Here is a 25,940-nt window from a genome sequence, read left to right as displayed (position 1 = left end):
CCCCACTTAATGTTTGAAAATCTGTTTAAGTTTGCAAAATCCAATTAGTTAATACGTCATGCATCGTTGCTTGCATCATCAGCATAGCGCAATACTACAGCTTGATATTGATTAGTATCGCTACCAGTAGGCTGGCTAGCCAAATACCATTTAACCCAGACAAAACCCATGCATAGACCAAATATGGCAGCCAGCACCACATACAACTGGTTGTTAAATAAAACCTCGGCTAACACTGAAAAGAAAGTCAGGCCCACTAGAGGTAACACATAAAGCAGAAAAACCGAGCGTAATGCCACACGTTCATCAATGCCAACCACCACACTGTCGCCAACCTGTGCATTAATGGTATTTTCTGCTAGAAATGTGTGGCTTTTATGACCAAGCATTTTGCCCCAAGTTGCATTGCCACAACCACGTCGCTGCCCACAAATGCTACATGCAGTCCTGCGCTCTATTTCCAGTTCAGCTGCGCCCTGCTTGCATCTAATCACTACTGCGTGTTCTTCTATCATAATGACGAGTAAAACTTACCTGACGATTATTTACCAATAACTACCGCATTTGCAATCTGCACCACAGTCGCCTCAGGCACTTCGCCGACAGCAGTCACAAGATATCCGTTATTCACTCCGGCATAAAAACTGGTATAGCCGCTTGAGGCTAAAGCCACTTTGGTTTTACCGCTTTTATTGGTAGGTTCAATAAACAATGAAACTGAAGCCAACCCATCTGAAAAAATCATATGCATAACCGGATAAGGTTTACCGGGCACCATACGCACAATTTGATCTACTTTACGATAGCCGGCTGGCAGCTCTTTAATTTCCCATGTCACCGACAACTTGCCATCGGGCAAAATCACCGGCTCATCTGCCATCACGTAATTCTTTTTGCTATCAATACGCGGCGTAAACCAATCAAGCCCAACTGAATTTAAGAGTGACAGACGGTTAAAGCCAATACTTTCGATAATCTCGCTACGCTGATTAAACCTGACGGACTTCAATAGCAAGCCATATTCGTCGTCTATCCAAAACTTATAGCTATAACGTAACCTATCTTTAGGCTCTAAGAACAGAATCTGCGCCTGGCGATCTGCTACCCGCTCATGCGTGCTTAGATGCACAGTGTAATTTTCTTTGATCGTATCAAAATTTAGCGGCAACATGGCTGGAAACATATTCTGACCGCGTTTTTTTTCAATGACTATTTTTTCATTTTTTGAATTGTAGATAACGAGATTACTACCCTGACTCAACACCTCACGTGATGCGCCATCTAACACCACATTGCGAGAAAACTCGTTTCTGCCATCAAACAAATGGGTGATTTGCACAGCCTTAGCTTGCTGGCCAGTTTGACAGACAAAAACACCTTCATAACTTAAAGCGCGCGCGGCAACGGCTGCCTTTTGCAACATTGCCCACAGTTCATCATCGGTAGCCGCATGACCAGCAAAACTCGTTACACATAAGACAAATAGCATTACCCCTGCGAAGGGTTTAGCCAATAAAACGCGACTGCTTGAAATCATTCTGAATAATTCACTGATTGAATATAGTATGAGCTCGTTGAGGGTGCTAATGATTGGTGCGCCATTAAATACTCATTAGGGATGGATTCACTAGTTGTTGTCACTTTAGCTACCTCTACGGGAGCAACTGGATTTGGTTGAGACTGTTGCTGTAACGCCATCCAGCCCACCACCATGACCGCAGCAAAAGATGCTGCAATTGACCAGCTAGCGGGTAACTTATCTTTCAACATTTCTGTTTTTGCGTTGCTTGTCACTTTTGATGCATAAGGGGCCAGCACCGTGGGCTCCTGCTCAATTTTTTGCATGAGTTTTTGTTTAAAGCTTGCGCCAAGCGCCACATCGCCACGCATCGCATCGCCAATTAAATGGTATTGATGCCAGGTTTGCGAAGCTTGCCTACTACTGTGTATGGATGTAATCAGATGCTCAGCATCCTCTACTGCAATTTCATCATCCATTAAAGCAGAAATTTGTTCACTCATCACTTACTCCTAATACACTACAAACTACGCATTGATACTTTCGTGCTTTAATTTAACTGCCTAAATCTAACTACCAGCGTTTATTCTCTGGAGTATCTAACAAAGGTCTTAATTTCAGCGCAATTGTCTCGCGTGCTCTAAATATTCTTGAGCGCACTGTGCCGATTGGGCAACCCATGATGGTTGCAATCTCTTCATAGCTCAAACCTTCAATTTCACGCAAGGTGATGGCTGTTTTCAATTCATCAGGTAAGCCCTCAACCGTATCGTTGACCGTTTGCGCAATCTGTTTGGTCATCATGCTAGATTCAGGGGTTTCAGTGGTGCGTAACTCATCACCACTGTCAAAATTTTCAGCATCTTCGATTTCAATGTCGGTAGACACCGTTGGACGGCGCCCCATAGAAACCAAGTAATTTTTTGCCGTATTAATACCAATACGATATAGCCACGTATAGAAAGCACTATCGCCTCTGAAGTTTGGCAATGCGCGATAAGCCTTAATAAAGGACTCTTGCACTACATCTTCGATTTCAGCCTGATCGCGAATCATGCGCGACAACAGGCGTGCCAACTTACGCTGATACTTATCAACAAGCAAACCAAACGCACGCTTATCCCCGCGCTGCGCACGCACAACGAGCTCATGATCAATCTCACGATTACCAGAAACTGGTGCATTAGCCACTACGTGCAACCCCTCTGCCAGACCCACCTTAGTCTGTTCAATTTTATTGTCGAATTTCTCACTTCTGTAAGTATAACCTTGGCTAGCAGGTTGAACGAAGTTAAATTGGACTAATTCCTGAATTTTACTGGGTTGTATCATTACTTTGCCTCCACAGCTTTAAGATTTTTAATCTAATTACTTTTCATTTAATGACAACTAAACAATTACTTTTTTATGTTTACTACGTTATTTCTATTGCCTTTTATAAAGACCGCGATACACTCTTAGAAGTTCCGAACAATTCAACCCTCTCCCACATAATCCTTGTAAATTATGCAGCAATTTGATGTTTTAATTATTGGCAGCGGCCTAGCCGGACTCTCGCTTGCACTAAGAACTGCCGAGCATAAAAAAATCTGCTTAGTCAGTAAACGTAGCATTAACGACACTGCCAGTAATTGGGCACAAGGCGGCATTGCAGCCGTACTCAACAACGAAGACTCTATAGACGCACACATTCAGGACACGCTAATTGCAGGCGCTGGACTTTGCGATGAAGCCGTCACCAAAAAAGTAGTAGAGCATGGTAAAGAAACCGTGGAGTGGTTAATAGAACAAGGGGTGAAGTTCACTCGTGAAAACAATAACAGCAACTATCATCTAACCCGTGAGGGCGGCCATAGCCACCGCCGCATCATTCATGCCGCAGATGCTACTGGCAATGCGGTACAAACCACACTTGCTGACCAAGTAAGGCAGCACCCCAATATCACGCTGCTTGAAAACCACATTGCAGTCGATTTAATCACAACGCACAAGGTTAAAAACCTTGACCCTAAAATCATTGAAAACAATGCTTGCCTAGGTGCTTACGTACTAGACAACAGCACAGGAAAAGTCATTACCATCGGCGCGCACAATACTGTTTTAGCAACCGGTGGTGCAGGCAAAGTTTACCTTTACACCACCAACCCGGATGTGAGTACTGGCGATGGCATCGCGATGGCATGGCGAGCTGGCTGCCGTGTTGCCAATATGGAGTTTATTCAGTTCCACCCTACCTGTTTATTTCACCCTCATGCTAAATCATTTTTAATTTCTGAAGTGGTAAGAGGTGAAGGTGGCCTGCTCAAGCTGCCAGATGGCACTAGATTTATGCCAGAACATGACCCGCGTGCAGAACTAGCATCCAGAGATATCGTGGCACGCGCCATAGACTTTGAAATGAAAAAACGCGGTCTGGATTGTGTGTATCTGGATATTTCACACAAACCGCTTAGCTTTATACAAGAGCACTTCCCCAACATCTACAAGCGCTGCTTGGAGCTAGGCATAGACATCAGCAAGAGCGCCATTCCCGTTGTACCTGCAGCACACTATACTTGCGGCGGCGTCATGACGGACGATAAAGGCCAAACTGACGTTCATCACCTATATGCGATTGGTGAAACCTCTTGCACTGGCTTACATGGGGCAAACCGATTAGCCAGCAACTCATTATTAGAGTGTTTGGTATTTGGCAAAGCTGCGGCTGAAGATATCCTGAGCCAGACACAACACACTGTGACCCACTTACCATATTGGGATGAAAGCCGTGTCACAGATGCAGATGAAGAAGTGCTCATCACCCATACCTGGGATGAACTACGCCGATTTATGTGGAATTATGTTGGCATTGTACGTACTGACAAACGCCTCAGCCGAGCACTGCATCGCATTCATATGCTGCGTGATGAAGTGCATGAGTTTTATAGCAACTTTAAAATTAGCAACGATTTAATTGAGCTGCGCAACCTGCTGCAAGTAGCAGAACTGATTGTATTAAGTGCAATTGAGCGCAAAGAGAGCCGTGGTTTGCACTATAGTAAAGATCATCCAAATTTAGAACAAGAAGCAATACCCACCGTATTAGAGCCGTCTAATTACTATAGCCTGCTGGATAGAGAGCATGGGCTCAAACATAATCATTAAAATCTGCATTTTAAAACCCACATGGCGGAGAGTAAAAGTCCCTCCAAAATCATTTGGGTGAATGGGTAATACAATACATATCAACAAAATCTGACTTTAATCTGAATACTCCGTATAATTGACAGCATTCCCTGCGCAAACCAATCAGCGTAGCGGTCTTAAAATACTAAATCTTTCCTGATTCACACAATCACGTTAATGATTTTTACATATGCCTACCTCGATTGGTGTTGCTTCACAAAGTAATAGGTCGGCTTAAATTTCCAAGCTGAGGCTATCACTTTGACTATTGAAACAACAAACACACTTACATTTGACTCTCTAGGTTTATCTGAACCTATCTTGCGCGCAATTAATGACGCAGGTTACACCGCACCAACCCCGATTCAGGCCAATGCCATTCCACTCGTATTAACTGGTGGTGACTTATTAGCAGGCGCACAAACCGGCACTGGTAAGACTGCAGGCTTTACCCTGCCAATCTTGCACATACTCAGCCAAAAACCACTCGCGGAAACTGCGAAAAGCCGCCCGCGCTGCTTAATGCTCACGCCTACGCGCGAACTTGCTGCGCAAATTGAAGAGTCAGTAAAAACTTATGGCAAATATCTGCCACTGACCTCTACCGTGATTTTTGGTGGCGTTAATGCAAACCCGCAAATTGCGCGCCTGAAAAAACCACTGGATATTTTAGTGGCAACGCCAGGCCGTTTACTAGACCATGCGAATCAAAAGAATGTTGATCTATCTGGTATTGAGATTTTAGTTTTAGATGAAGCTGACCGCATGCTGGACATGGGCTTTATTCGCGATATTAAAAAAATCTTGGCAATGCTGCCTAAGCAACGCCAAAACCTACTATTTTCAGCCACCTTCTCAGAAGAAATCAAAGCATTGGCAGACAGCCTATTGCACAACCCGGGCTTTGTAGAAGTGGCACGCCGTAATACTGCATCAGAGCTGGTGGAGCAAACAGTACATATGGTGCCGCAAGCCCATAAGCGTGATTTGGTGACCCATCTGATTAAACATCATGACTGGAAGCAAGTGCTAGTATTCACGCGTACCAAGCACGGTGCCAACCGCTTAGCGGAGAAACTAATCAAAGACGATATTCAAGCAGCGGCGATTCATGGCAATAAGAGCCAAGGCGCTCGTACCAAAGCACTGGCACAATTTAAAGATGGCAGCATGCGTGTATTAGTGGCTACAGACATTGCAGCTCGCGGCTTAGATATTGATCAATTGCCACAAGTGGTGAATTTTGAATTGCCGAATGTTCCAGAAGATTACGTACATCGCATTGGCCGTACTGGCCGTGCCGGCAGTAGTGGCGCAGCAGTTTCCTTAGTTGATAGAGAGGAAATTAAGCTATTAAAAGACATTGAAAAACTAATTAAGCGCGAAATTCCTAGGGTAAGCGTTGAAGGATTTACGCCAGCAGCCAATCCAGAGCCAGAGGCGCCACGCGCCCCTCGCCCGCAACAAGGCCAACGTCGTAAACCGCAGGAAAACGGCAAGCAAGCTGCACCGCAAAAAAATGGCGCCTCAACTCACGGCCAACAACCTAAACGTACACAAACAGCACCAGCGCAGCCTCGCTCACAAAAGCCAATGTCTGAGGCTGCTAGACATCAGGCCATGCCGCAAGCTGCTATTTTTTCACCACAGCCAACGAACAATGGCAATCGCGGCAATGGCGCGCGTAGTCAGGCACCGCGTGGTCAGCAAAGCCGGAGCAACCAGAGCGCTGGCGGCCAACATAGAACTGGTGGCAGAGGCCGCTAAACAGTATCAGCAATGAAGATATGGGTAGATGCAGACGCGTGCCCAGTGGTGATAAAAGAAATTTTATTCAGGGCCGCTGACCGCACCAAGATTACAACCACACTGGTTGCTAATCAGTTTTTACGCACTCCGCCTTCTGCCTATATTAAAACGATACAGGTTGCCAGCGGCTTCGATGTCGCTGATAACCACATCGTGCTCGCGCTGCAAGCTGGTGACTTAGTAATTACCGCAGATATTCCACTCGCAGCACAAGTAGTTGAAAAAGGCGCCTATGCGCTGAACCCACGTGGTGAACTCTACACCGATGCCAACATTAAAGAACGCTTAAGTATGCGTAACCTCATGGAGGAGTTGCGCAGCAATGGTGTAGAAATCAGTGGGCAATCAGCATTTAATCAAGGTGACCGCCAGGCTTTTGCTTCTGCACTGGATAAACTAATTGCTAAACACCTGAAAAATAATCAGGTTTCACCATCAAATATAAAATAAATATTGCCTACATTTAAGCAATTTCAAAAATATAGATTAAAATTTCAACATTATTTTTTAAAAAACCTAGGTAGAGGATTTCACCATGCAAATTGCAATGAACACTGTTGTCACAATGACTTACGAACTTAAAGATGCTGATGGCAACGTGCTTGAATCTAGCAATGATCCAGTAGCGTACCTACATGGTGGTTATGACAATATTTTCCCAAAAGTAGAAGAAGCTATGCATGGTAAAGATGTAGGCGACGTGGTGATTGTAGATTTACAACCAGCAGATGCTTTTGGTGAATATGATGAAGAGCTAGTACAAATTGAACCAGCAAGTGCTTTCCCTGCTGCTGAGCTTAAAGTAGGCATGCAATTTGAAGGTGAAGATGAAACTGGTGATGTTGTGCTATACACCGTTACTGAGATTGCTGACGGTAAAGTGATTGTAGATGGCAACCACCCTTGGGCTGGTGAGCGCGTTGTGTTCACAGCGACCATTAAAGATGTACGCACCGCAAACAAAGAAGAGGTTGCACACCAACATGTACACGGTGCAGGCGGTCACCACCATTAATCATTAGCAACTAGAAATTAGTTGAGCATATTGATGAAGCCGTTTTTGCTAAACGTGATAGCCTGCGCGTTACTTTGCTGTGCGCAGGCTTTGCCTGCCGCAACGATGTATCGTTGTGGCAATAGCTTTCAGGATACGCCGTGCGTTAACCACAGCTATAGTAAAGCCATGAGCACTGCAGCAAAACCGGCTAATGGTACTGAAGCAAAGAAAGACCTATCCCCCTATGTTGTGGACGCAGGCTGCAAACAACGTGGTGATGCAGCAAAAAAAATCATGTGGCAGCGTCAGGTAGGAAAAACAAAAGAAGAACAGTTAGAAGCAGCACAAGATACGCAAACGCATGCACTAGTCAGCGAAGTTTATAACCATCGCGGCACTATTTTAGAAGTCAGAAACAGCATCGAACAAGCATGTATGCAACAGAAAGAGCAAGACCAGCTTGCCGAGCAACTGTTATTAGCTGCAAAGAAACTGAAGCAACGTAATGGCTCATCAGCCTCAGTTAGTTCATCTGGTGCTGTATCTGAACAGACCGCCACCAGCAAACCCTAAAAACAACTGACCGAATCAAAACGCGCATTTAGCAACTGATATGCGCCCAAACTCAATATCAGCATTTAACCCAAGCCTTTAACCTAAGCCTTGAAACTAGCATACGCTAAATACATCGCACAACTGGCTAAGTAAAATGCTTTTCAAGATACATTAACGTGACAAGGATGCGCATTAGCACATGAATATCTCAGATCAATCAAAGTTTGACCAAGCCATCGCGCGCTTTGACGCATTTAATGCGTTAGACCCTAACCTAGAAGAGGTGGCTGGAACAAGCCAGCCTAAAGAGTTAGTTTATGCACACCGTATGACGGAGATGCTCAAGCGCTACAGCTCAGAGGCCTCTGAGGCATTATTGCTTGCAGCAAGATGCCAGCATATTGGCCGCTGGAAAACGCCGCGTAGCGACTACCCGATGACCAAGCCAGGGTACCACCAATGGCGAAATGCACTGAAATTATTTCATGCAGATACTGCACGCGGCATGCTGAGTGAACTGGCCTATGATGCTACGACTATTGACTGTGTGTGCGCGTTGGTGAAAAAAGAACTACCAAGGTCTAACCATGAAGCACAAACCCTTGAAGACGTCATCGTATTAGTATTTCTTGAACACTACCTTGCGCAGTTTGTCGCCACACATAGTGACTATGAAGAATCAAAATTTGTAGATATCTTGGTCAAGTCTTTGATGAAAACCTCCAAAGAGGCACATCAATTTATTTTATCCATGACCACATTACCAGCGGCACTGGCGCCACTGGTGAAACAATTAGTGACAGAACGTTTCTAGCTAAAACTGACTATGCTTTCAGCCGCATAGTCATGATGATAATAAAAAAGCGCACTACATCAGCAGTGCGCTTTTTTTGTACTTATCTTAAGAACTTAGGCGTTAAAAGCAATGCAACACGGCGCACTTTAATGTTTAGCGTGTATGCGCACCAACTGTTTTAACTCTGGCACACATGAACCGCACTGCGTACCGCACTTAAGCTTGTTCTGCAATGTCAGCAAGTCTGCACCCAATTGGATATTGTCGATAATTTCGTTCTCAGCAACATCCAAGCAGTTACATACGATTTTACCGCGGCTACGCTGACCTGCTGGCGGCGCGCTCAAGGGTGCCAATGCCCAGCGACGCAACTCAGGACTAAACTCCCCGGTCCCCATCACATCTTTAAGCCAAGCAGTGGCTAAGGTTTCACCTACCAACCTAACCCCTGTCACCTCTGCTTTATTTTCCAAGTTTGTTTCAACTAAAATACGCTTACTGATACCACGCTTAGCGTCCAGATAGTTGAGCAAAGGTGCGTCGCCGGTCATGCCAAGCAGCGCATCTATGTCTTGAATCAGTTGCTCATCAGGGGCTTCTGTATGTGCGGCTCTTAAGATAAGCATACCGCAATGCGTTTCGGTCTCACGACCAAACAGCCCACAACTGGCATACTCAAAATGAGATAGAAAACCTCTTATTTTTTGCAATACATCTAAACTATGGATAGTGCGCATTACCGTCATACGCCAAGGCAGCTCTAACTTCTCTATCTTAATCGCAGTGTGCTTTAATTCTGGCTGCTTAGAGGTTTTGTCGTAGCTTGGCGGCATTAATGCATTAACGCCTAAACCGTGCATAGATTGACTACCCCAGTGCATCGGAATAAAGGTCTGTGACGGCCTTACCTCATCTGAAGCTTGAGCTGGCAATACTAAACTACCGCGCTTGTTACTGACTTTGACAATATCCCCGTTTTTAATGGAGCGTCGCATCATATCGTCAGCATTCATCTGAATCACTGGCTCTTCAGCATGGTTAAAGAGCTGGGCAACATTACCGGTGCGGCTCATGCCATGCCATTGGTCGCGCAAACGACCTGTAAGCAAGTGCAGCGGATAACGCGCATCGGTTTTATCGGCAGTAGCTTTATAAACTGCATTCACAAATTGCGCTTTACCATCCGGCTTTTGAAACACACCGTCAGCATACAAGCGTGCTAAACCAGTGACATCACCTTCTTTAAACGGCCATTGTTGCGGGCCTTGCTCATTGAGCAAGGCATAGCTCAAGCCGGTAATATCCAAGTCTCGTCCGCGTGTGGTCTCGCGATGCTCATTAAAGATTTGCTCAGTGGTGCTATAGGGAAATAGTGCACTGTTTTTTGCAAGCCTTTGCTCTAAACGCTGTGCAAAATCCACCACGATCTCCCAATCATGGCGCGCCTCTGCAGGGGTTGCGACTGCTGGGTTCACTCGCGTGATACGGCGCTCAGAGTTAGTCACTGAGCCTTCTTTTTCACCCCATGTGCTAGCTGGTAGCAACACATCGGCATAGGGACCAGTTTCAGTATTATTGAAGGCATCTTGTACCACCACGAACTCAGCAGTGTCTAATGCTTCCAGCACGCTATTCAGATCTGGCATGGAGTGCGCAGGGTTAGTGCAGGCAATCCAGATGGCCTTAATACTGCCCTCTTTTACTGCATCAAACATTTCTATGGCGGATTTACCAGGTGTATCCGGTACGCTTTCAACACCCCATAACTTGGCGACCTCTGCGCGATGCTCTGCATTTGCTAAGTCGCGATGGCCAGATAACAGCGTAGCCATACCACCCACTTCACGTCCGCCCATCGCATTAGGCTGTCCCGTCAATGAGAATGGGCCTGCACCAGGCTTACCAATTTGCCCTGTGGCTAAATGTAAGTTGATGAGTGCAGCATTTTTCTCTGTGCCGTGGATAGACTGGTTCAAGCCCATGCAGTACATAGAAAGGCTTGGACCTTTACCAAACCACTTGGCCGCAGTAATGATATCCGCTTCTTTAATGCCGCAAATATCGGCCACCATTTTAGGGGTATATTCGCGCACGGTTTCTTTTAGCTCAGCAAAACCATTGGTATATTTTTCGATATAAGCATGATCCAACATGCCTTCCCACAGCATGACATGCAACATGCCGTTAAATAACGCAACATCAGTACCCGGCAAAATAGCCAAGTGCAAATCTGCAGCCTTGGCTGTGTCAGTCTGGCGTGGATCAACCACCACTACTTTTAAATTAGGATTCTTCTCTTTCGCATCTTCAATGCGTCGATAAATAATTGGATGCGCAAATGCAGTATTGGAGCCTGCAATAAATAGACACTCAGTATGATCGATATCTTCATAGCAGGCTGGCGGTGCATCTGCACCTAAAGTCACTTTATAGCCAGCAACCGCGGATGACATGCACAGGCGCGAGTTAGTATCTACGTTGTTAGTACCAATCAAGCCTTTAGCGAGCTTATTAAATACGTAATAATCTTCAGTGAGCAATTGCCCAGAAAGATAAAAAGCAACACTATCAGGACCATGTGTTTCAATAGTTCTAGCAAACTTCTCAACCGCTAAGTCGAGTGACTCGTCCCATGTCGCTCTCTTACGTGGTAAATCACGATTGGTGCGCAACTCAGGGTACAACAGGCGATTATCCAGCTTGGCTGAAAGATGCAACGTTGAGCCTTTGGTACATAAGCGCCCAAAGTTTGCTGGATGCTGCGGATCACCTTTAACATCGATAATTTTGTCGTTTTCAGAGTGAATAATCACCCCGCAGCCAACGCCGCAGTAACAACAAGTACTTTTAGTTTGCTTAATCAAGTCAATTACTCTTTTAATTCTAAATAAACTACGCCATCTTCAATCTTAGTATTAAAACATGCAGTCTCGCCTACATCTGGCTCATCAGCCTTGCCATCCACTAGGCTGATTTTCCAGCTATGTAATGGACAAGCGATTCTGTCACCGTACACAATACCTTCTGAAAGCGGGCCACCTTTGTGTGGGCAGCTATTATTCACAGCGTAGATACGGTCATCTTCTAAGCGAAACACACCGATATCAACCTCTTTGCTGCGCACAACGCGTGCACCTAATTTAGGGATCTCTTCAAGAGGTGCAACTCTTACCCAATTACTCATTTTAGTCCTACCTTTATATCAAGTTAAATCATGAAACAGCTAATAAATAAATCAATAAAAAATTCAAGATAAGCGAAAATATCGCTATCCATTGCCACTTAACCAGCCTAGCGCGTGCAATTAATGGTGTGCGTGTCGGCGGCAAAATGGGCTTTAATTCCCCATGTTCCAGTGCTAGCAACATTTCTTCTGCAGTTTCAAAGCGTTGCTTAGGGTCCGTTGCAATTGCTTTTAAAACTATATTCTCTAACCAGTACGGAATATCAGGGCGGTATCTGGTTGGCGCAGTTGGACTGCCAAATTTTGGATTCTGAAAAGGTTCTATTTCACCATGCGGATACTTGCGTGTCAGCAGATGATACAACGTAACGCCTGCTGCATAAATATCGCTCTGCGGCGTTGCCACTTCACCTTCAAACAATTCTGGCGCCATATAGCTAGGCGTACCTGGATTTTGCACCACATCCGATTTAGACATCTGCATGCTTAAAGCCACACCTAGATCCAATATGCGCAGCCGCTGATCACTACCTTGATGCACATTAGCAGGTTTAATATCACGATGTACAATATTTAAACGATGTAACGCGCCTATACCGCGCATCATATCCACGCCCACTTTACCGATACCGGCCACCGTAAAGTGATGTCCGCTATCTAAGCGCTGTTGCAGGGTTGAACCTTCATGCCAGCTCATTACGTAGTATAGTTTACTGCGCTTTTCTACAGAAACCGGGAATACTTGCGGTACATACTGAGAAACAACACGCTTTGCCAGCCACTCTTCATTGAGCAGCCCATTACAACTCTCGGTATCTGTTGCCAGGGCAGGCTGCAAGGTTTTCAGCACAAAAAATTGTTTAGTCGTCGTGTGCCTTACTTTATATAGCAAACTAGCGCGCGACTCATACATGACCTCAAGCACTTCAAAATCATCAATCAGGTCACCCACATTGAGCTTATCTGGCACGGTGAGGTGCTTGCCACCTGCTAATAGTTCGAGCAAAGTATCTTCGCCCAAGGCTGTCACCCGTAGCGCAACTGCAGTAGAGTTATCTTGACTACCTTTTTCAATAGCGGCTTTAGTCAGGTGATCGCACATCATTTGCGGGTTGTTGTATAAGCCTAACACCTTATGGATGGTTTGCTCACCTACACTATCCCACACACCATCGCTCATTAAGGCGAATACATCACCTTCTTGCAAAGCGCCTTCAGAAAAATCAACCTCAAGATGTCGATCCAGCCCTACAGCACGCTTTAAAACGTGACGCATATCTGGCCTATCCCACACATGGTCTGTAGTCAGTTGCTTTAATACACCATTGCGTAATAGATAAATACGCGTATCGCCAACATGCGCAGCGTAATAACGCTGACCACGCAATACCAGCAAAGACAAAGTGGTTGCCATGCCAGCCATGTCACTGTTGGAATTGGCCTGTGCAATTAACCAGCGATTAGCAGCGACCAGCACTTTATCTAGAGAAGTAAACGGCTCCCAAGTATCCGGTGTGGCGTAGTAGTCTGTAGTGACAGTTCGTACCGTCATCTCAGAAGCTTCGCCACCACCGGCATTGCCACTTACGCCATCGGCGATTGCAAACAGTGCGCCCTTCACACTTAATTGCTCACCGGATGGCGTTACAACACCAACATAATCTTCATTACGTGTTCTAGGCCCGGTTAGGCTAGACTGACCAACAGTGAATTTAAGTGACATATTTTACTTCGTTACCTAGCTTGACGCCTTGGGTTTTATTATTGCTTTGGGGATTATACCTTTGCAGTTGTTGCTGCACCCCAAGTTGTACGCCAGCGTGTTTTCACACCAGTTAAACCCAATACCGCTAAAGCAGCTAAGCCAGCAAAAATCAATATGCCTACTTGATAATTACCTGTAGCTTGCTTAATGAATCCTAAGCTTGAAGCTAGGTAAAAACCACCTACGCCGCCTGCCATGCCCACCAAACCGGTCATCACACCGATTTCTTTACGGAAACGTTGTGGCACTAACTGGAACACCGCACCATTACCCATGCCCAAAATTGCCATGGTTGGGATAATGACCATCAGCGCTGATTGATAAGTTGGTTGACCGAAACTCATGATCACCAACAAAACTGCAGCCAGTATATACATCGTTAACAAAGTACGGATACCACCGACACGGTCAGCTAACCAGCCACCTAATGGACGTACAAGTGAACCTGCAAACACACATGCAGCAGTACAGTAACCAGCAACGACTGGGCCTAATGCATACAAGTCATTAAAGTAAATGGTTAATGATGAAGCTAAACCTACAAAACCACCAAAAGTAACGCTGTAGAAGAACATGAACCACCAAGCGTCTTTGTCTTTAAGAATCATCAGATATTGGCTTAATGATTTTGCGGGCGGTGCATCAGGCGCATCTTTAGCAAAAACGATATAAACAAACATAGCAATAGCTAATGGAATCAACACTATGCCAAATACATTATTCCAGCCATAGGCAACCGCTAAGCTAGGTGCAAACAATGCTGCAAATACAGTACCTGAGTTACCTGCACCCGCAATACCTAATGCAGTGCCTTGATGTTCTGGCGGATACCAACGGCTAGCCAAAGGTAAGGCCACAGCAAATGCTGCGCCAGCAAAACCTAGACCCAAGCCCAGCATTAACGCATGCTGGAATGTTTGCAAACCATGCAACCATGCTGTTAGCAAGCTTGCCATCACAATTACTTGGCCAATCAAACCTGCCATTTTAGGTTTAATTTGATCAACCAACACGCCCATTACAATACGCAATAAGGCGCCTGCCAGCACAGGCGTTGCCACCATTAGACCTTTTTCTGCCGGAGTAAGCTGTAGGTCTGTAGCAATTTGCACTGCTAACGGGCCTAACATTACCCACACCATAAAGCTTAAATCAAAATATAAAAAGGATGATAGTAAGGTCGGGGTATGACCTGATTTCCAAAAACTAGACTTCATTATGTCGTTTCCTAATCTTTAAACAAAATATTACACAGTAATTGTTTCATATTCTTTATGTTGTTCACGGTTGTTCACGCGTTCAGCCCAAGGGTCAGATGCGCCTTGTAGTGCGTAAATCAAGCGCTCGTATGCAGCTTTACGGCCTTCCGCATCTTCCAGAACACGCTGTTTCACGTACTCTAAACCTACACGCTCAATCCAATGCACGGTACGATCCAAATAGCGCGCTTCTTCACGGTAAATCTGGATAAATGCGCCAGAGTACTCCATGACTTCTTCTGAAGTTTTCACTTTGCATAAGAAGTGCGCAGCCTCGGTTTTAATACCGCCGTTACCGCCTACGTAAATTTCCCAACCTGAATCCACACCGATAATACCAACGTCTTTAATGCCTGACTCAGCACAGTTACGTGGGCATCCTGAAACCGCAAATTTCACTTTATGTGGTGCCCACATATGGTCAAATGCTTTTTCGATATCAATACCTAATTGCGTAGAGTTTTGTGTACCAAAACGACAGAACTCAGAACCTACACAGGTTTTCACTGTACGAATGCTCTTACCGTAAGCATAGCCAGATGGCATGTCTAGGTCTTTCCACATATCAACCAAATCATCTTTTTTCACGCCTAGCAAGTCGATACGCTGACCGCCGGTTACTTTAACCATAGGCACTGCGTATTTATCTGCAACATCAGCAATTTTCCTCAGTTGGTCTGGTGTGGTTACACCACCGTACATACGCGGAATCACTGAATATGTGCCATCTTTTTGGATGTTTGCATGCACACGCTCGTTGATGAAACGTGATTGCGGATCATCTTTTGCCTCATGTGGCCATGTTGATAGTAAGTAGTAGTTAAGCGCTGGGCGGCAAGTTGCACAGCCGTTTGGTGTAGACCAAGCCATACCTTGCATTGCATCTGGGATGCTCAAATATTTATGGGTACGGATTTCTGCACGTACTTCTTCGTGGTTCTTCGTGGTACATCCACACACCGCTTTGCTGGTTGACGGAGGTGCATAACCACCACCTAAAGTAGAAGCAAGAATCTGCTCAACCAAGCCTACGCAAGAACCACAGCTAGAACCTGCTTTAGTTTGTTTCTTCACATCATCGATAGTGAATAAACCTTTATCTTGAATTGCTTTAACGATGGTACCTTTACATACACCGTTACAGCCGCACACTTCCATCTCGTTGGTCATGGCTGCGGCTTTATCCTGGCCTTGGTGACCAGTGTTGCCAAGGCTATCTTGACCAAACATCAAATGGTCGCGAATCTCATGGATTGCCTTGCCATCTCTAAGCATTTGAAAATACCACGAACCATCCGTGGTATCCCCATAAAGCACGCTACCAACGATTTTGTCATTTTTGATGATGAGCTTTTTGTAAACCCCACCAACTGCGTCGTGCAAAACAATCTCTTCTGTATCACCACCACCCATAAAGTCACCAGCACTAAATAAATCAATGCCTGTTACTTTTAGTTTAGTAGAAGTGACTGATCCTTTATATTGGCCGATACCAAAGTTAGCCAAGTGCGTTGCGCAGACTTTAGCCATTTCAAACAATGGTGCTACTAGCCCGTATGAAATACCGCGGTGCGCTACGCACTCACCCACTGAATATACGCGCGGGTCATAGGTTTGCATGGTGTCATTCACCACAATACCTTTATTACAGTAGATGCCAGCTGACTCTGCCAATGCATAGTTAGGACGAATACCAACCGCCCACACGACTAAGTCTGCCGGGATTTCTTGACCATCGCTAAATCTCACCGCCTTCACGCGACCTTTGTCATCTCCAACCAACTGCTCTGTGTTTTTATTCAACAAGAAATTCAAACCTTTAGCTTCAAGGTTTTTTTGCAGCATGCCGCCCGCAGTTTTATCTAACTGACGCTCCAGCAACCACTCGTTCTTGTGGATAACAGTGACTTCCATGCCTTGGATTTTCAAGCCATTTGCAGCCTCCAGACCCAATAAACCACCACCGATCACCACTGCATGCTTGTAGACTTTTGCAGCCTCAATCATGTCATTGGTATCTTTAATATCACGATAGCCCAGCACGCCTGCAAACTCATTACCTGGGATTGGCGGCATAAACGGCTTAGAGCCTGTTGCAATTAATAGTCGATCGTAGCCGGCACTCACACCATCTTCCGTATAAACCACGCGGTTTTTACGATCGATCTTGTTCACCCGTGCACTTGTGTGCAGGGTGATATTGTTCTCTGCATACCATTCTCTGGTATTTAAAATGATGTCATCAATCGTTTGCTCATTTGCAAGCACCGGAGACAACATAATGCGGTTGTAATTAGGGTAAGGTTCATCGCCAAACACGGTGATATCGTAAAGATCGGGCGCTATTTTCAGCAACTCTTCCACTGTACGCATCCCGGCCATACCGTTACCAATTACTACTAATTTCATCTTTTGCATGTTTTCACCATCAATTAATCTAAATTGTCACTCTGCTCACATATAGGCAGGATTCATGCCAAGTTCCACATTTTAGTAAAATAATTTTTATTATTAAAAACAATTACTTATTTTTTTAAGGCAATAACCACTTTTAAAAAGCAGGCTCTCTAACAGTGCTAATGCACCATTATGGAATTCCATAATGGTGCATTTTATTTTACACCTATTCTATGCAATATCTTTTGGTGCAATATTTAGAATGTGTACATTGCAGTGGCCCAAATGATTTCTTTATCGCCTTTACGGAACGCAGTAGTTTTCGAGACGCCATATAAATCACCCTCTCTAAAGTTTGCATACTCTAGCTTACCGGTTAGGTTATTATTGAACGCATAGGTCGCACTCACATCAAACTCTGTACCGTACTTGTCACCAAACTTATTAACAGCTCCTGATTGGAATTTCTCATCAGACTTAAATACATGGTATTCAGCATACAGTTTTACTTTATCGATGGCACCAGCCACTGTCACAAAGCTATCTTCAATACCTTGACGCGGCGTCACCAAGAAGTGATCCGCCCAACCTTGGAACAAGTGGTTAGTACCTAGTGGCGTTTGGAATGCATACTGACCATCATTACTTGAGAGTTTTTCATGATCAAAACGGACTGACCATGCACCATAGGCTGCACCGCCACCAAGCTTGAAGTAATGCGCATCAATCAAATCGCTACCACCACGATAATCTGTTTGTTTTGCGTATTCTGCTGTGTATAACACTTTCCAATCAGGATTGATAGCACGCACACCATCTAAACGCAAACCAAAAGTTTTGCTGCTTGCATCAGTAGTTGCCGTAGAGGTAGTCGCTGTATCTTGACTAGCGCCCAAACCGTTACCACCACCTGCTACATAACTAGCAGCATTAGGACCACCTGTCGGCTGTCCATTCTGACCCAAATTATCTACATCGATCAAATAACCATAACCAATCACTGATTCAGATGGTGAGATACGGTATTTAGCATTCAACACTTCAATGTTGCCACGACGATCTTTAGTTGTAATCTGACGTACGTTATCAAAGTGCGCAGCAAATAACTCTACATCAGGGATGCTCTTATTGATGACAGAAACACCATCAAACACCTGCATATTTTGTCTAAAGCCGATGTCACCAACAAAACGTACGTTATCTAGGTTCAACTGCTGGCGACCTAGACGCAGCTTGGTGTTTTTAATACCGGTCCAATCCACATACAATTGATTAATATCGGTATAACCTGGGTCTACAATATTTGGATATTGCGCTTTATCCAGACCAAAACCAGTTCTACCACCACGACTATGCTCAGGTACATTATTTCTACGATCATTAAAGTCGTCGTTAAACTCATGCACATCGGTGATTTGTGCACCAATGCTGAAGTTTTTGTATGGAGCAGTCTGCCAGCCGATCAAGCTGCGTAAAGTGAACGCTTCGCCAGTCTTCAATTTCTTACCATTGGCATATGCCTCTTGATTCACATTTTCGTAACGTAAACGAAAGTTAGTCATTTGCTTGCCTTCTTTGATTGAATCCAAGAAGGTATATTCTGCAACCGCATCTTCCTCTGCGAAAGCTGATTGCCCCATTCCAGCCAAAGCTAGCGCGGTGCAAGCCATGACCATATTTGTCTTAAATGTTGCTTTAGTTTTCATGTTAGTAATCCCTTTTAAATTAAAATTAATGTCGCAATGTTTAAATTACAAGTTTTATGCTGATTTTTTAGCATGACGCTCATACAAGAAGCGCAATACTTCACTACGTAAATGGTTGTACTCTTTGTCTTCTGCCAAGGCTAAACGCGCTCTTGGACGAGGTAAGTTAACCTCCAAAATTTCGCCGATAGTAGCACTTGGGCCGTTAGTCATCATCACTACTCGGTCAGATAACAACACAGCCTCATCCACGTCATGCGTCACCATCACTGCGGTGCAGCCTGACTTCGCCATAATTTTCATCAACTCATCTTGCAGGTTAGCACGGGTCAGTGCATCCAGCGCGCCAAATGGCTCATCCAACAACAGAACTTTTGGCTCCATCGCCAATGCACGCGCAATACCAACACGTTGCTTCATACCACCTGAAATCTCACTAGGTCGCTTGTCACTAGAATGTGTAAGCCCAACCAACTCAATTGCCGCATGAGTGCGCGCCTCAAGCTGTGCTTTAGTTTCAGTTTCAAATACACGCTCTACTGCCAAGTACACATTTTCAAAACAAGTGAGCCAAGGCAATAATGAATGATTTTGAAACACTACCGCACGCTCTGGGCCTGGGCCTGCAATTTCACGGCCAGCACAGAAGATCAAACCATCTGACGGATTTAATAAGCCTGCAATTAAATTCAATACCGTAGACTTACCACAACCAGAGTGCCCAATGATTGAAATGAACTCACCCTCTTTAATATTTAGATTAATACCCTTAAGTGCATTGAATGTACCTTTTTTAGTATGAAAGGTCATATCAACATGCTCTAACTGTACGTATTTATCGGTGTTTGCTTTTTCCATGATCATTCCTAAAGGATATATTTAAGTGTGTTACTCGTAACTAAATCTTTTGGCGATTTGTGTGAGTGCATACTCAAGCAACAAACCAACAATACCTACGACGAAAATTGCGATGATGATATGTTCCACATTCAGATTGTTCCATTCATCCCACACCCAGAAACCGATACCAACTCCGCCCGTCAGCATTTCAGCTGCCACAATCACCAACCATGCCACGCCGATAGATAAGCGCACACCGGTCATCATGTAAGGCAATACGAACGGAAACAAAATTTTGGTTACGATTTTCCACTCACTTAAGTTCAACACTTTGGCAACGTTCATATAGTCTTGTGGGACTTTATTCACACCAACCGCCGTATTGATAATCATAGGCCATACTGCAGAAATAAAGATTACCCAAATCGCCGCAGGATTTGCCGCTTTAAACACCAGCAAACCAATCGGCAACCATGCCAGTGGGGAGACTGGGCGCAGCAAACTGATGACTGGTGCGGTCATTCTTGCAACAAACTCAAAACGACCGATAATAAAACCCAGTGGTATTCCAATCAGTGCAGCCAATCCAAACCCTAAACCAACGCGTTGCAATGATGCCAAGATATTCCAACCCACCCCTTTATCATTGATGCCATGGTCATAAAACGGATCACTAAACAACTCAACGGCAGAAGCCCATGTTTTGATTGGTCCAGGCAACTCTGGTGTGTGCTCAGCAATCATGGCCCAAATTACAGCCAACAAGAACAAACCAAAGATAGGTGGCAATATCCATCTAAAAAAACGATATGCCTGAACATTTAAACTACGTGAACTGCCGAAAGAGAAACATTTAGCAATAGGCATTAATTTATTTACAGTATTTGTCATTTCAATTCCTTAAGGCGCAACTCTATTGACGCTGTGTATATGGCTTACGCTTTAATCTTAAATGATGCAGCATAAGCAGCTGGATTAGAGCCATCCCACACTACGCCATCCATCAACTTACTGCTACGCATTGTGCTTTTTGGCACACTGATACCTAATTGCGATGCAGCTTCAGTATAAAGTTTGGTTTGGTTAACCTTGGTAGCAACCGCTAAGTAGTCAGGGTCTGACTTGAGCAAGCCCCAACGTTTATGCTGCGTTAAGAACCACATACCGTCTGACAAGAATGGGTAGTTCACTTTGCCATCATCAAAGAACTTCATGTAGTTAGGGTCTTTCCAAACTTTACCATTACCGTTGTCGTAATCACCCACAAAACGGCCAGCAATCACTTGTTCTGGTGCGTTCACGTATGCTTTACCTGCAATCAATTTAGCTACTTTTGCACGATTCTCAGTTGCATCAATATAGCGACAAGCTTCCAGAATCGCCATCATGATGGCACGTGCTGTATTTGGGTTTTTCTCAACAAACTCTGCAGTCGCGCCCAATACTTTTTCAGGGTGATCTACCCAGATATCTTGTGTAGTTGCAACCGTAAAACCTACTTTGTCGAAAATAGCCCTAGCGTTCCATGGCTCACCTACACAGTAACCATCCATATTACCAATACGCATATTGGCAACCATTTGCGGTGGAGGCACGACGATATTTTTAACGTCTTTTACCGGATGGATGCCATTTGCAGCCAGCCAGTAGTTAAGCCACATCGCGTGGGTACCGGTAGGGAAAGTCTGTGCAAAGGTATAGTCACGATTCTCGTTATCAAGTAAACGTTTTAAGCTCTTACCATCTTTCACACCTTTGTCTTTAAGCTGGTTAGAAAGCGTAATACCTTGACCGTTATGGTTTAAGCCCATCAGCACTGTCATGTCTTTTTGCTGACCGCCGATACCAAGCTGAACGCCATACACCAAGCCATATAGAATATGCGCTGCATGCAACTCACCGTTAGCTACTTTATCGCGCACAGCAGCCCAAGATGCTTCTTTTGAAGGCGTGATTTTGATACCGTATTTCTTATCAAAACCCATCTCCGCAGCCACAATAATTGGCGCACAATCGGTAAGCGGAATAAAGCCAATTTTCACTTCTTTGATTTCTGGTGCATCAGAGCCTGCTGCATATGCCTGTGTACGGATACCGTTTGGTACTAATCCCATCATTGCCGCTGCTCCCAATGCGCCAACTGCACTCATTTTAAAAAAGTCACGGCGTGCTGGGTCAACCACCACATTTGATTGCTGACCTAATTTTTCCGCCTTGTTACTTGTATTGTCATTGCCCATCTTAGCTCTCCTAAAATAATCCAAACAATCTAAAAAATTTATAAAAAAAGGCGTCTGATAAGTTGAACCAACTCCTCAATAAAGAGCTGATTGCTTATCAAGACGCCTTTGTCTTGTATTACTTGATCTGGGCCACCATTGGCCCGTATTTACTGCTTGAGCACTCACGTAGACTGCCCGTCATTGGGCTTTTATACGCCAGTACTACCGAATTCTTAACTTACTATTCTGTTAAAGCAGCAACTCCGCTGCTTCTACAATTTGTGTGGCTAAAGCCCCGATGCGCGTGTGCTTTTCCATCGCCATCTTTCTTAACATGCTATAAGCCTCGTTTTCATCAACATTACGTTGCTTCATGATTAAACCTTTTGCACGTTCAATCACTTTACGTTCGCTTAGCTTGGTGTTTGCCTCTTGCAAGGCAGTACGTAAATTCTTAAATTCTTCAAATCTGGCCACTGCTGCGTCTATCACCGGCTGTAAGCGCTCGTTTGGTAAAGTACCCACTACATAAGCACATACACCTGCCTGCGTTGCCAATTTAATCTGTTCTTTATCCCCGTCATGGGTAAACATCATCACAGGGCGCGGATCATTCATCGTCATCACACAAATATGTTCTAATGTGTCACGACTCGGTGAGTCTGTATCAATCACCACCACATCCGGCTGAAGCTTACTGCATGCGTCATTCAAATTGATGGTATCTCTCAGATGCGCAATCACATCGTAACCACTATCAATCAAAGATTGCTTAAGTGGCTTAATGCGCTCTAAATTATTATCAACTATCATTACTTTTAACATGGCGGCTTAAACTCTATCAGTTGACCTAGTATAAGCAATAGATATGCCAACTATTAAAAACAAGCATAACCACTTGTTTCATATGGAATCTGCTGTTTTAAGAGGTGATGGGAACAACTTAAAGATTAGGAGTTCGCCCTAATAAAGTGCGTATGCACGCGCTTGTGCCAAGATGAAGCACGATTAATGACTAACGCCAGCATTGTGGCGCATACGTACATTTGCTCTCCGAGAGTGAGGGAATGTGTGTAGGAAAAACAAACGTACGGTTTAAGCTTGATTGGCAGCCTCTTTTAGACGATATAACACGTCTAACGCTTGTTTAGGCGTGAGGTCATCAACTTGCAGCGAGTCTAACTCTAGCAATACTGGGTGCAATGGTGCATCGATAGCTTGCTCATTCAACATAAACATATCGACCTGCGGTACTGCAGATGCGTCTTGATTTACCACCTGATTGAGTTCTAACTGAGCGAGCTTTCTTTTTGCTGCACTAATAACGGGCTTAGGGATGCCAGCTAATTGTGCAACTTGTAGCCCATAACTTTGGTTAGCAGCGCCCTCTTCTACCTTGTGCATAAATACAATGGTGTTGCCGTGTTCCACTGCATCTAAATGTACATTGGCCGCATATTTAAACTCATCCACAATGCGTGTCAGCTCAAAATAATGCGTTGCAAATAATGTATAGGCTCGGTTCTTCTCTAGCAACTGCTTAGCAACTGCCCAAGCCAAACTCAAACCATCAAAGGTAGAAGTACCGCGCCCGATTTCATCCAACAGCACCAAGCTCTTATCGGTAGCGTTATGCAGGATATTGGCGGTTTCTGTCATCTCCACCATAAAAGTGGAGCGCCCGCCCGCCAAGTCATCCGATGCACCAATTCGCGTCATGATGCGGTCGATTTCACCAATCCTCACACTCGTCGCCGGTACATAGCAGCCACAATACGCCAATAACACAATCAGCGCGGTCTGCCGCATAAAGGTAGACTTACCACCCATATTCGGGCCAGTAATTAACAATAATTGGCGGTAAGGATTAAGTACAACATCATTGGCAATAAACGGCTGGCCTGATGCTTGCAGAGAAATCTGCTCAACCACAGGATGGCGGCCATTCACCACCTCCAGCCCAGCTTCTGTGGTGAACATAGGCGCCACATAATTTAAACTGATGGCGCGCTCGGTAAAGCAGCACAGCACATCTAAGGCAGCAACTGCGCCTGCATTGGTTTGCAATGCGGAGATATATTGCCCAAGCTGTACTAATACCTGCTCATACAACATTTTTTCACGCGCTAACGCACGGTCATTGGCGCTCAGCACTTTATCTTCAAACGCTTTAAGCTCAGGGGTGATAAAGCGCTCTACATTTTTTAGGGTTTGGCGGCGCCTGTATTCCGCAGGTGCAGTTTCCGCCTGCGTGCGGCTCATTTCAATATAGAAGCCATGCACACTGTTATATTCCACCTTCAGGTTGGTAATCCCTGTCCGTTCTTTTTCTGCGGCTTCAAAACTCAGCAAGAACTCACCATGGTTGGTTTGTATCGCCCGCAGTTCATCCAGCTCTGCATCATAACCGTCGGCAATCACGCTGCCCTCACGCAGCACCACACTAGGCTCCACTTTAATCGCCGTGACCAATAAACTCAGCACTTCTGCTGGTGGCATTAAATTAAGCGCCAAGGTTTGCAGCAAGGCTGCAGACTGCGGCTCAAGTTGTGCTTGCAGTAACGGTAATTGCTGCAAACTCAAAGCCAAACCGGATAAATCTCTAGGCCGTGCCGTTTTAAGTGCAACGCGTGCGGTGATACGTTCAATATCAGCAACTGACTTTAATGTCTGGCGCAGATTCAAAAACTGGTTGGTTTGTGTGAGGTCCGCAATAGCCTCATGTCGCTTCATCACCAAGTTACGGTCTTGTAAGGGGTGGTGTAGCCAATGACGCAATAAACGCGCGCCCATCGCAGTCTGCGTAGTATTCAATAAAGAATACAAGGTAGGGCTAGCCTCACCGCGCAAGGTCATGTCAATTTCCAGATTACGCCTAGTTGCCGCATCTAGCTGCAAGTAAGCGCTAGTAGTTTCCACACTTAAGGAATTGATGTGGGGCAAAGTGGTGCGCTGTGTATGTTTCACGTAGTCCAGCAAAGCACCCGCCGCACAAATCGCCGGCCGCATATCAGCACAGCCGAAGCCATTTAGGTCATAAGTATTAAACTGCTTGGTTAGGGTAGTAAACGCACTGTCAAAATCAAACTGCCACGCACTTAAACGCCGTTTAGCCACTTTGCTTGTATTCAATGCATGGTGTTGAAAATCATCGGCAAGCAGCATCTCGCTAGGGGCAATACGCTCAAGCTCCTGCGCTAATAAACCTACTGCAACCTCGCTCAAAATAAAACTACCAGAGGCGAGATTCAAGCGCGCTAAGCCAACTACACCATCCGCCTGAAAAATACTGAGTAATTGACTATCACGAGACTCATCCAATAGCGCGGCATCAGTAAGCGTGCCTGGGGTAAGGATACGTGCCACTTCACGCGCCACTGGGCCTTTGGTAGTTGCAGGGTCACCCACTTGCTCACAGATAGCTACCGCCTCACCCATTTTGGCAAGCTTAGCTAAATATTGCTCGGCTGCATGATACGGCACACCAGCCATTTTAATCGGCTGCCCGTTACTGCTGCCACGCTGCGTTAAGGTAATGCCTAGCAACCGCGAGGCTTTTTCGGCATCTTCAAAAAATAGCTCGTAAAAATCGCCCATACGATAGAACAGCAACATATCAGGATGCTGCGCCTTTAAGCCCAGGTACTGGCGCATCATGGGGGTGTGGCTCTCTAAGTTATGCGCTGAAGCGTTAGCAGCCTGCGGAAGTGGTGCAGTAGTCATTCA

Annotated in this window: 21 protein-coding genes; 6 read left to right on the top strand and 15 right to left on the bottom strand. The window is 45.0% G+C overall.

Annotated features, from left to right (window positions below; translation table 11 throughout):
• Positions 1–56: 56 nt before the first annotated feature.
• The 4 genes from ACSSU7_RS00955 to rpoE form a co-directional block, all read right to left on the bottom strand.
• A complete protein-coding gene (locus ACSSU7_RS00955; RefSeq protein ID WP_492516887.1) occupies positions 57–515 on the bottom strand; it encodes a SoxR reducing system RseC family protein in 459 nt (152 codons plus the stop codon).
• Positions 516–541: 26 nt separating this feature from the next.
• Positions 542–1,537 (bottom strand): MucB/RseB C-terminal domain-containing protein, encoded by a 996-nt coding sequence (locus tag ACSSU7_RS00950; protein WP_492516886.1) that lies wholly within the window; start codon positions 1,535–1,537, stop codon positions 542–544.
• A complete protein-coding gene (locus ACSSU7_RS00945; protein WP_492516885.1) occupies positions 1,534–2,022 on the bottom strand; it encodes a sigma-E factor negative regulatory protein in 489 nt (162 codons plus the stop codon). Before ACSSU7_RS00945 ends, ACSSU7_RS00950 begins: the two co-directional genes overlap by 4 nt.
• 70 nt (positions 2,023–2,092) lie before the next feature.
• Complete coding sequence (rpoE, locus tag ACSSU7_RS00940; RefSeq protein WP_492517803.1) at positions 2,093–2,710, bottom strand: RNA polymerase sigma factor RpoE; 618 nt, start codon at positions 2,708–2,710, stop codon at positions 2,093–2,095.
• 315 nt (positions 2,711–3,025) lie between these two features.
• Between rpoE and nadB the strand changes: the two genes are divergently transcribed.
• The 6 genes from nadB to ACSSU7_RS00910 all read left to right on the top strand — a co-directional run bounded on the left by nadB (position 3,026) and on the right by ACSSU7_RS00910 (position 8,859).
• Positions 3,026–4,663 carry an L-aspartate oxidase gene (gene nadB / locus ACSSU7_RS00935; protein ID WP_492516884.1) on the top strand — a complete coding sequence of 546 codons (1,638 nt, stop codon included), beginning with the start codon at positions 3,026–3,028 and terminating at the stop codon, positions 4,661–4,663.
• A gap of 282 nt (positions 4,664–4,945) precedes the next feature.
• Positions 4,946–6,451, top strand: coding sequence for a DEAD/DEAH box helicase (locus ACSSU7_RS00930; protein ID WP_492516883.1), 1,506 nt, complete (start codon positions 4,946–4,948; stop codon positions 6,449–6,451).
• Between the two features lie 12 nt (positions 6,452–6,463).
• On the top strand, positions 6,464–6,943 hold the full coding sequence (locus ACSSU7_RS00925) for a YaiI/YqxD family protein (RefSeq protein WP_492516882.1): 480 nt from the start codon (positions 6,464–6,466) through the stop codon (positions 6,941–6,943).
• Between the two features lie 85 nt (positions 6,944–7,028).
• Positions 7,029–7,508, top strand: coding sequence for an FKBP-type peptidyl-prolyl cis-trans isomerase (locus ACSSU7_RS00920; protein ID WP_036302393.1), 480 nt, complete (start codon positions 7,029–7,031; stop codon positions 7,506–7,508).
• 168 nt (positions 7,509–7,676) lie between these two features.
• On the top strand, positions 7,677–8,063 hold the full coding sequence (locus ACSSU7_RS00915) for a hypothetical protein (protein ID WP_492516881.1): 387 nt from the start codon (positions 7,677–7,679) through the stop codon (positions 8,061–8,063).
• 181 nt (positions 8,064–8,244) lie between these two features.
• A complete protein-coding gene (locus tag ACSSU7_RS00910) occupies positions 8,245–8,859 on the top strand; it encodes a DUF4202 domain-containing protein (protein ID WP_492516880.1) in 615 nt (204 codons plus the stop codon).
• A gap of 128 nt (positions 8,860–8,987) precedes the next feature.
• Here the strand turns inward: ACSSU7_RS00910 and ACSSU7_RS00905 are convergent, their stop codons facing one another.
• The 11 genes from ACSSU7_RS00905 to mutS all read right to left on the bottom strand — a co-directional run bounded on the left by ACSSU7_RS00905 (position 8,988) and on the right by mutS (position 25,937).
• On the bottom strand, positions 8,988–11,705 hold the full coding sequence (locus tag ACSSU7_RS00905; protein WP_492516879.1) for a nitrate reductase: 2,718 nt from the start codon (positions 11,703–11,705) through the stop codon (positions 8,988–8,990).
• Positions 11,706–11,710: 5 nt separating this feature from the next.
• Positions 11,711–12,025, bottom strand: a complete 315-nt coding sequence (gene nirD, locus ACSSU7_RS00900; protein WP_135278346.1) for a nitrite reductase small subunit NirD — start codon at positions 12,023–12,025, stop codon at positions 11,711–11,713.
• 28 nt (positions 12,026–12,053) lie between these two features.
• Positions 12,054–13,748 (bottom strand): bifunctional protein-serine/threonine kinase/phosphatase, encoded by a 1,695-nt coding sequence (locus ACSSU7_RS00895; protein ID WP_492516878.1) that lies wholly within the window; start codon positions 13,746–13,748, stop codon positions 12,054–12,056.
• 53 nt (positions 13,749–13,801) lie between these two features.
• The gene (locus tag ACSSU7_RS00890) at positions 13,802–15,007 is read right to left on the bottom strand and encodes a nitrate/nitrite transporter (RefSeq protein WP_492516877.1); all 1,206 of its coding nucleotides are present in this window, start codon (positions 15,005–15,007) and stop codon (positions 13,802–13,804) included.
• Between the two features lie 30 nt (positions 15,008–15,037).
• Positions 15,038–17,467: a nitrite reductase large subunit NirB gene (gene nirB / locus ACSSU7_RS00885; RefSeq protein WP_492516876.1), complete on the bottom strand. Its 2,430-nt coding sequence runs from the start codon at positions 17,465–17,467 to the stop codon at positions 15,038–15,040.
• A 236-nt stretch (positions 17,468–17,703) separates the two neighbouring features.
• Positions 17,704–19,152, bottom strand: coding sequence for an alginate export family protein (locus ACSSU7_RS00880; protein ID WP_492516875.1), 1,449 nt, complete (start codon positions 19,150–19,152; stop codon positions 17,704–17,706).
• A gap of 54 nt (positions 19,153–19,206) precedes the next feature.
• Entirely contained in the window at positions 19,207–20,010 is an 804-nt protein-coding gene (locus ACSSU7_RS00875; RefSeq protein WP_492516874.1) for an ABC transporter ATP-binding protein, read from the bottom strand.
• A 30-nt stretch (positions 20,011–20,040) separates the two neighbouring features.
• On the bottom strand, positions 20,041–20,883 hold the full coding sequence (ntrB, locus tag ACSSU7_RS00870) for a nitrate ABC transporter permease (RefSeq protein WP_492516873.1): 843 nt from the start codon (positions 20,881–20,883) through the stop codon (positions 20,041–20,043).
• Positions 20,884–20,927: 44 nt separating this feature from the next.
• A complete protein-coding gene (locus tag ACSSU7_RS00865; RefSeq protein ID WP_492516872.1) occupies positions 20,928–22,232 on the bottom strand; it encodes a CmpA/NrtA family ABC transporter substrate-binding protein in 1,305 nt (434 codons plus the stop codon).
• Between the two features lie 231 nt (positions 22,233–22,463).
• The gene (locus ACSSU7_RS00860) at positions 22,464–23,027 is read right to left on the bottom strand and encodes an ANTAR domain-containing response regulator (protein WP_492516871.1); all 564 of its coding nucleotides are present in this window, start codon (positions 23,025–23,027) and stop codon (positions 22,464–22,466) included.
• Positions 23,028–23,309: 282 nt separating this feature from the next.
• A complete protein-coding gene (gene mutS / locus ACSSU7_RS00855) occupies positions 23,310–25,937 on the bottom strand; it encodes a DNA mismatch repair protein MutS (protein WP_492516870.1) in 2,628 nt (875 codons plus the stop codon).
• Between the last annotated feature and the right edge of the window lie 3 nt (positions 25,938–25,940).

Source organism: Methylotenera sp. E1MeOHC1 (genome assembly GCF_058745595.1).
Note: the sequence above shows the minus strand (reverse complement) of the source record. Positions and strands in the feature narration are given on the sequence as shown.

Excerpts from the sequence above, each read along its gene's own strand:
- ACSSU7_RS00950 (WP_492516886.1), bottom strand. The coding sequence starts at position 1,537 with ATGATTTCAAGCAGTCGCGTTTTATTGGCTAAACCCTTCGCAGGGGTA.
- mutS (WP_492516870.1), bottom strand. The coding sequence starts at position 25,937 with ATGACTACTGCACCACTTCCGCAGGCTGCTAACGCTTCAGCGCATAAC.
- ACSSU7_RS00875 (WP_492516874.1), bottom strand. The coding sequence starts at position 20,010 with ATGGAAAAAGCAAACACCGATAAATACGTACAGTTAGAGCATGTTGAT.
- nirD (WP_135278346.1), bottom strand. The coding sequence starts at position 12,025 with ATGAGTAATTGGGTAAGAGTTGCACCTCTTGAAGAGATCCCTAAATTA.
- ntrB (WP_492516873.1), bottom strand. The coding sequence starts at position 20,883 with ATGACAAATACTGTAAATAAATTAATGCCTATTGCTAAATGTTTCTCT.
- nirB (WP_492516876.1), bottom strand. The coding sequence starts at position 17,467 with ATGCAAAAGATGAAATTAGTAGTAATTGGTAACGGTATGGCCGGGATG.
- ACSSU7_RS00890 (WP_492516877.1), bottom strand. The coding sequence starts at position 15,007 with ATGAAGTCTAGTTTTTGGAAATCAGGTCATACCCCGACCTTACTATCA.
- ACSSU7_RS00945 (WP_492516885.1), bottom strand. The coding sequence starts at position 2,022 with ATGAGTGAACAAATTTCTGCTTTAATGGATGATGAAATTGCAGTAGAG.
- ACSSU7_RS00910 (WP_492516880.1), top strand. The coding sequence starts at position 8,245 with ATGAATATCTCAGATCAATCAAAGTTTGACCAAGCCATCGCGCGCTTT.
- ACSSU7_RS00920 (WP_036302393.1), top strand. The coding sequence starts at position 7,029 with ATGCAAATTGCAATGAACACTGTTGTCACAATGACTTACGAACTTAAA.
- ACSSU7_RS00895 (WP_492516878.1), bottom strand. The coding sequence starts at position 13,748 with ATGTCACTTAAATTCACTGTTGGTCAGTCTAGCCTAACCGGGCCTAGA.
- ACSSU7_RS00955 (WP_492516887.1), bottom strand. The coding sequence starts at position 515 with ATGATAGAAGAACACGCAGTAGTGATTAGATGCAAGCAGGGCGCAGCT.
- ACSSU7_RS00925 (WP_492516882.1), top strand. The coding sequence starts at position 6,464 with ATGAAGATATGGGTAGATGCAGACGCGTGCCCAGTGGTGATAAAAGAA.
- ACSSU7_RS00860 (WP_492516871.1), bottom strand. The coding sequence starts at position 23,027 with ATGATAGTTGATAATAATTTAGAGCGCATTAAGCCACTTAAGCAATCT.
- ACSSU7_RS00915 (WP_492516881.1), top strand. The coding sequence starts at position 7,677 with ATGAGCACTGCAGCAAAACCGGCTAATGGTACTGAAGCAAAGAAAGAC.
- ACSSU7_RS00880 (WP_492516875.1), bottom strand. The coding sequence starts at position 19,152 with ATGAAAACTAAAGCAACATTTAAGACAAATATGGTCATGGCTTGCACC.
- nadB (WP_492516884.1), top strand. The coding sequence starts at position 3,026 with ATGCAGCAATTTGATGTTTTAATTATTGGCAGCGGCCTAGCCGGACTC.
- ACSSU7_RS00865 (WP_492516872.1), bottom strand. The coding sequence starts at position 22,232 with ATGGGCAATGACAATACAAGTAACAAGGCGGAAAAATTAGGTCAGCAA.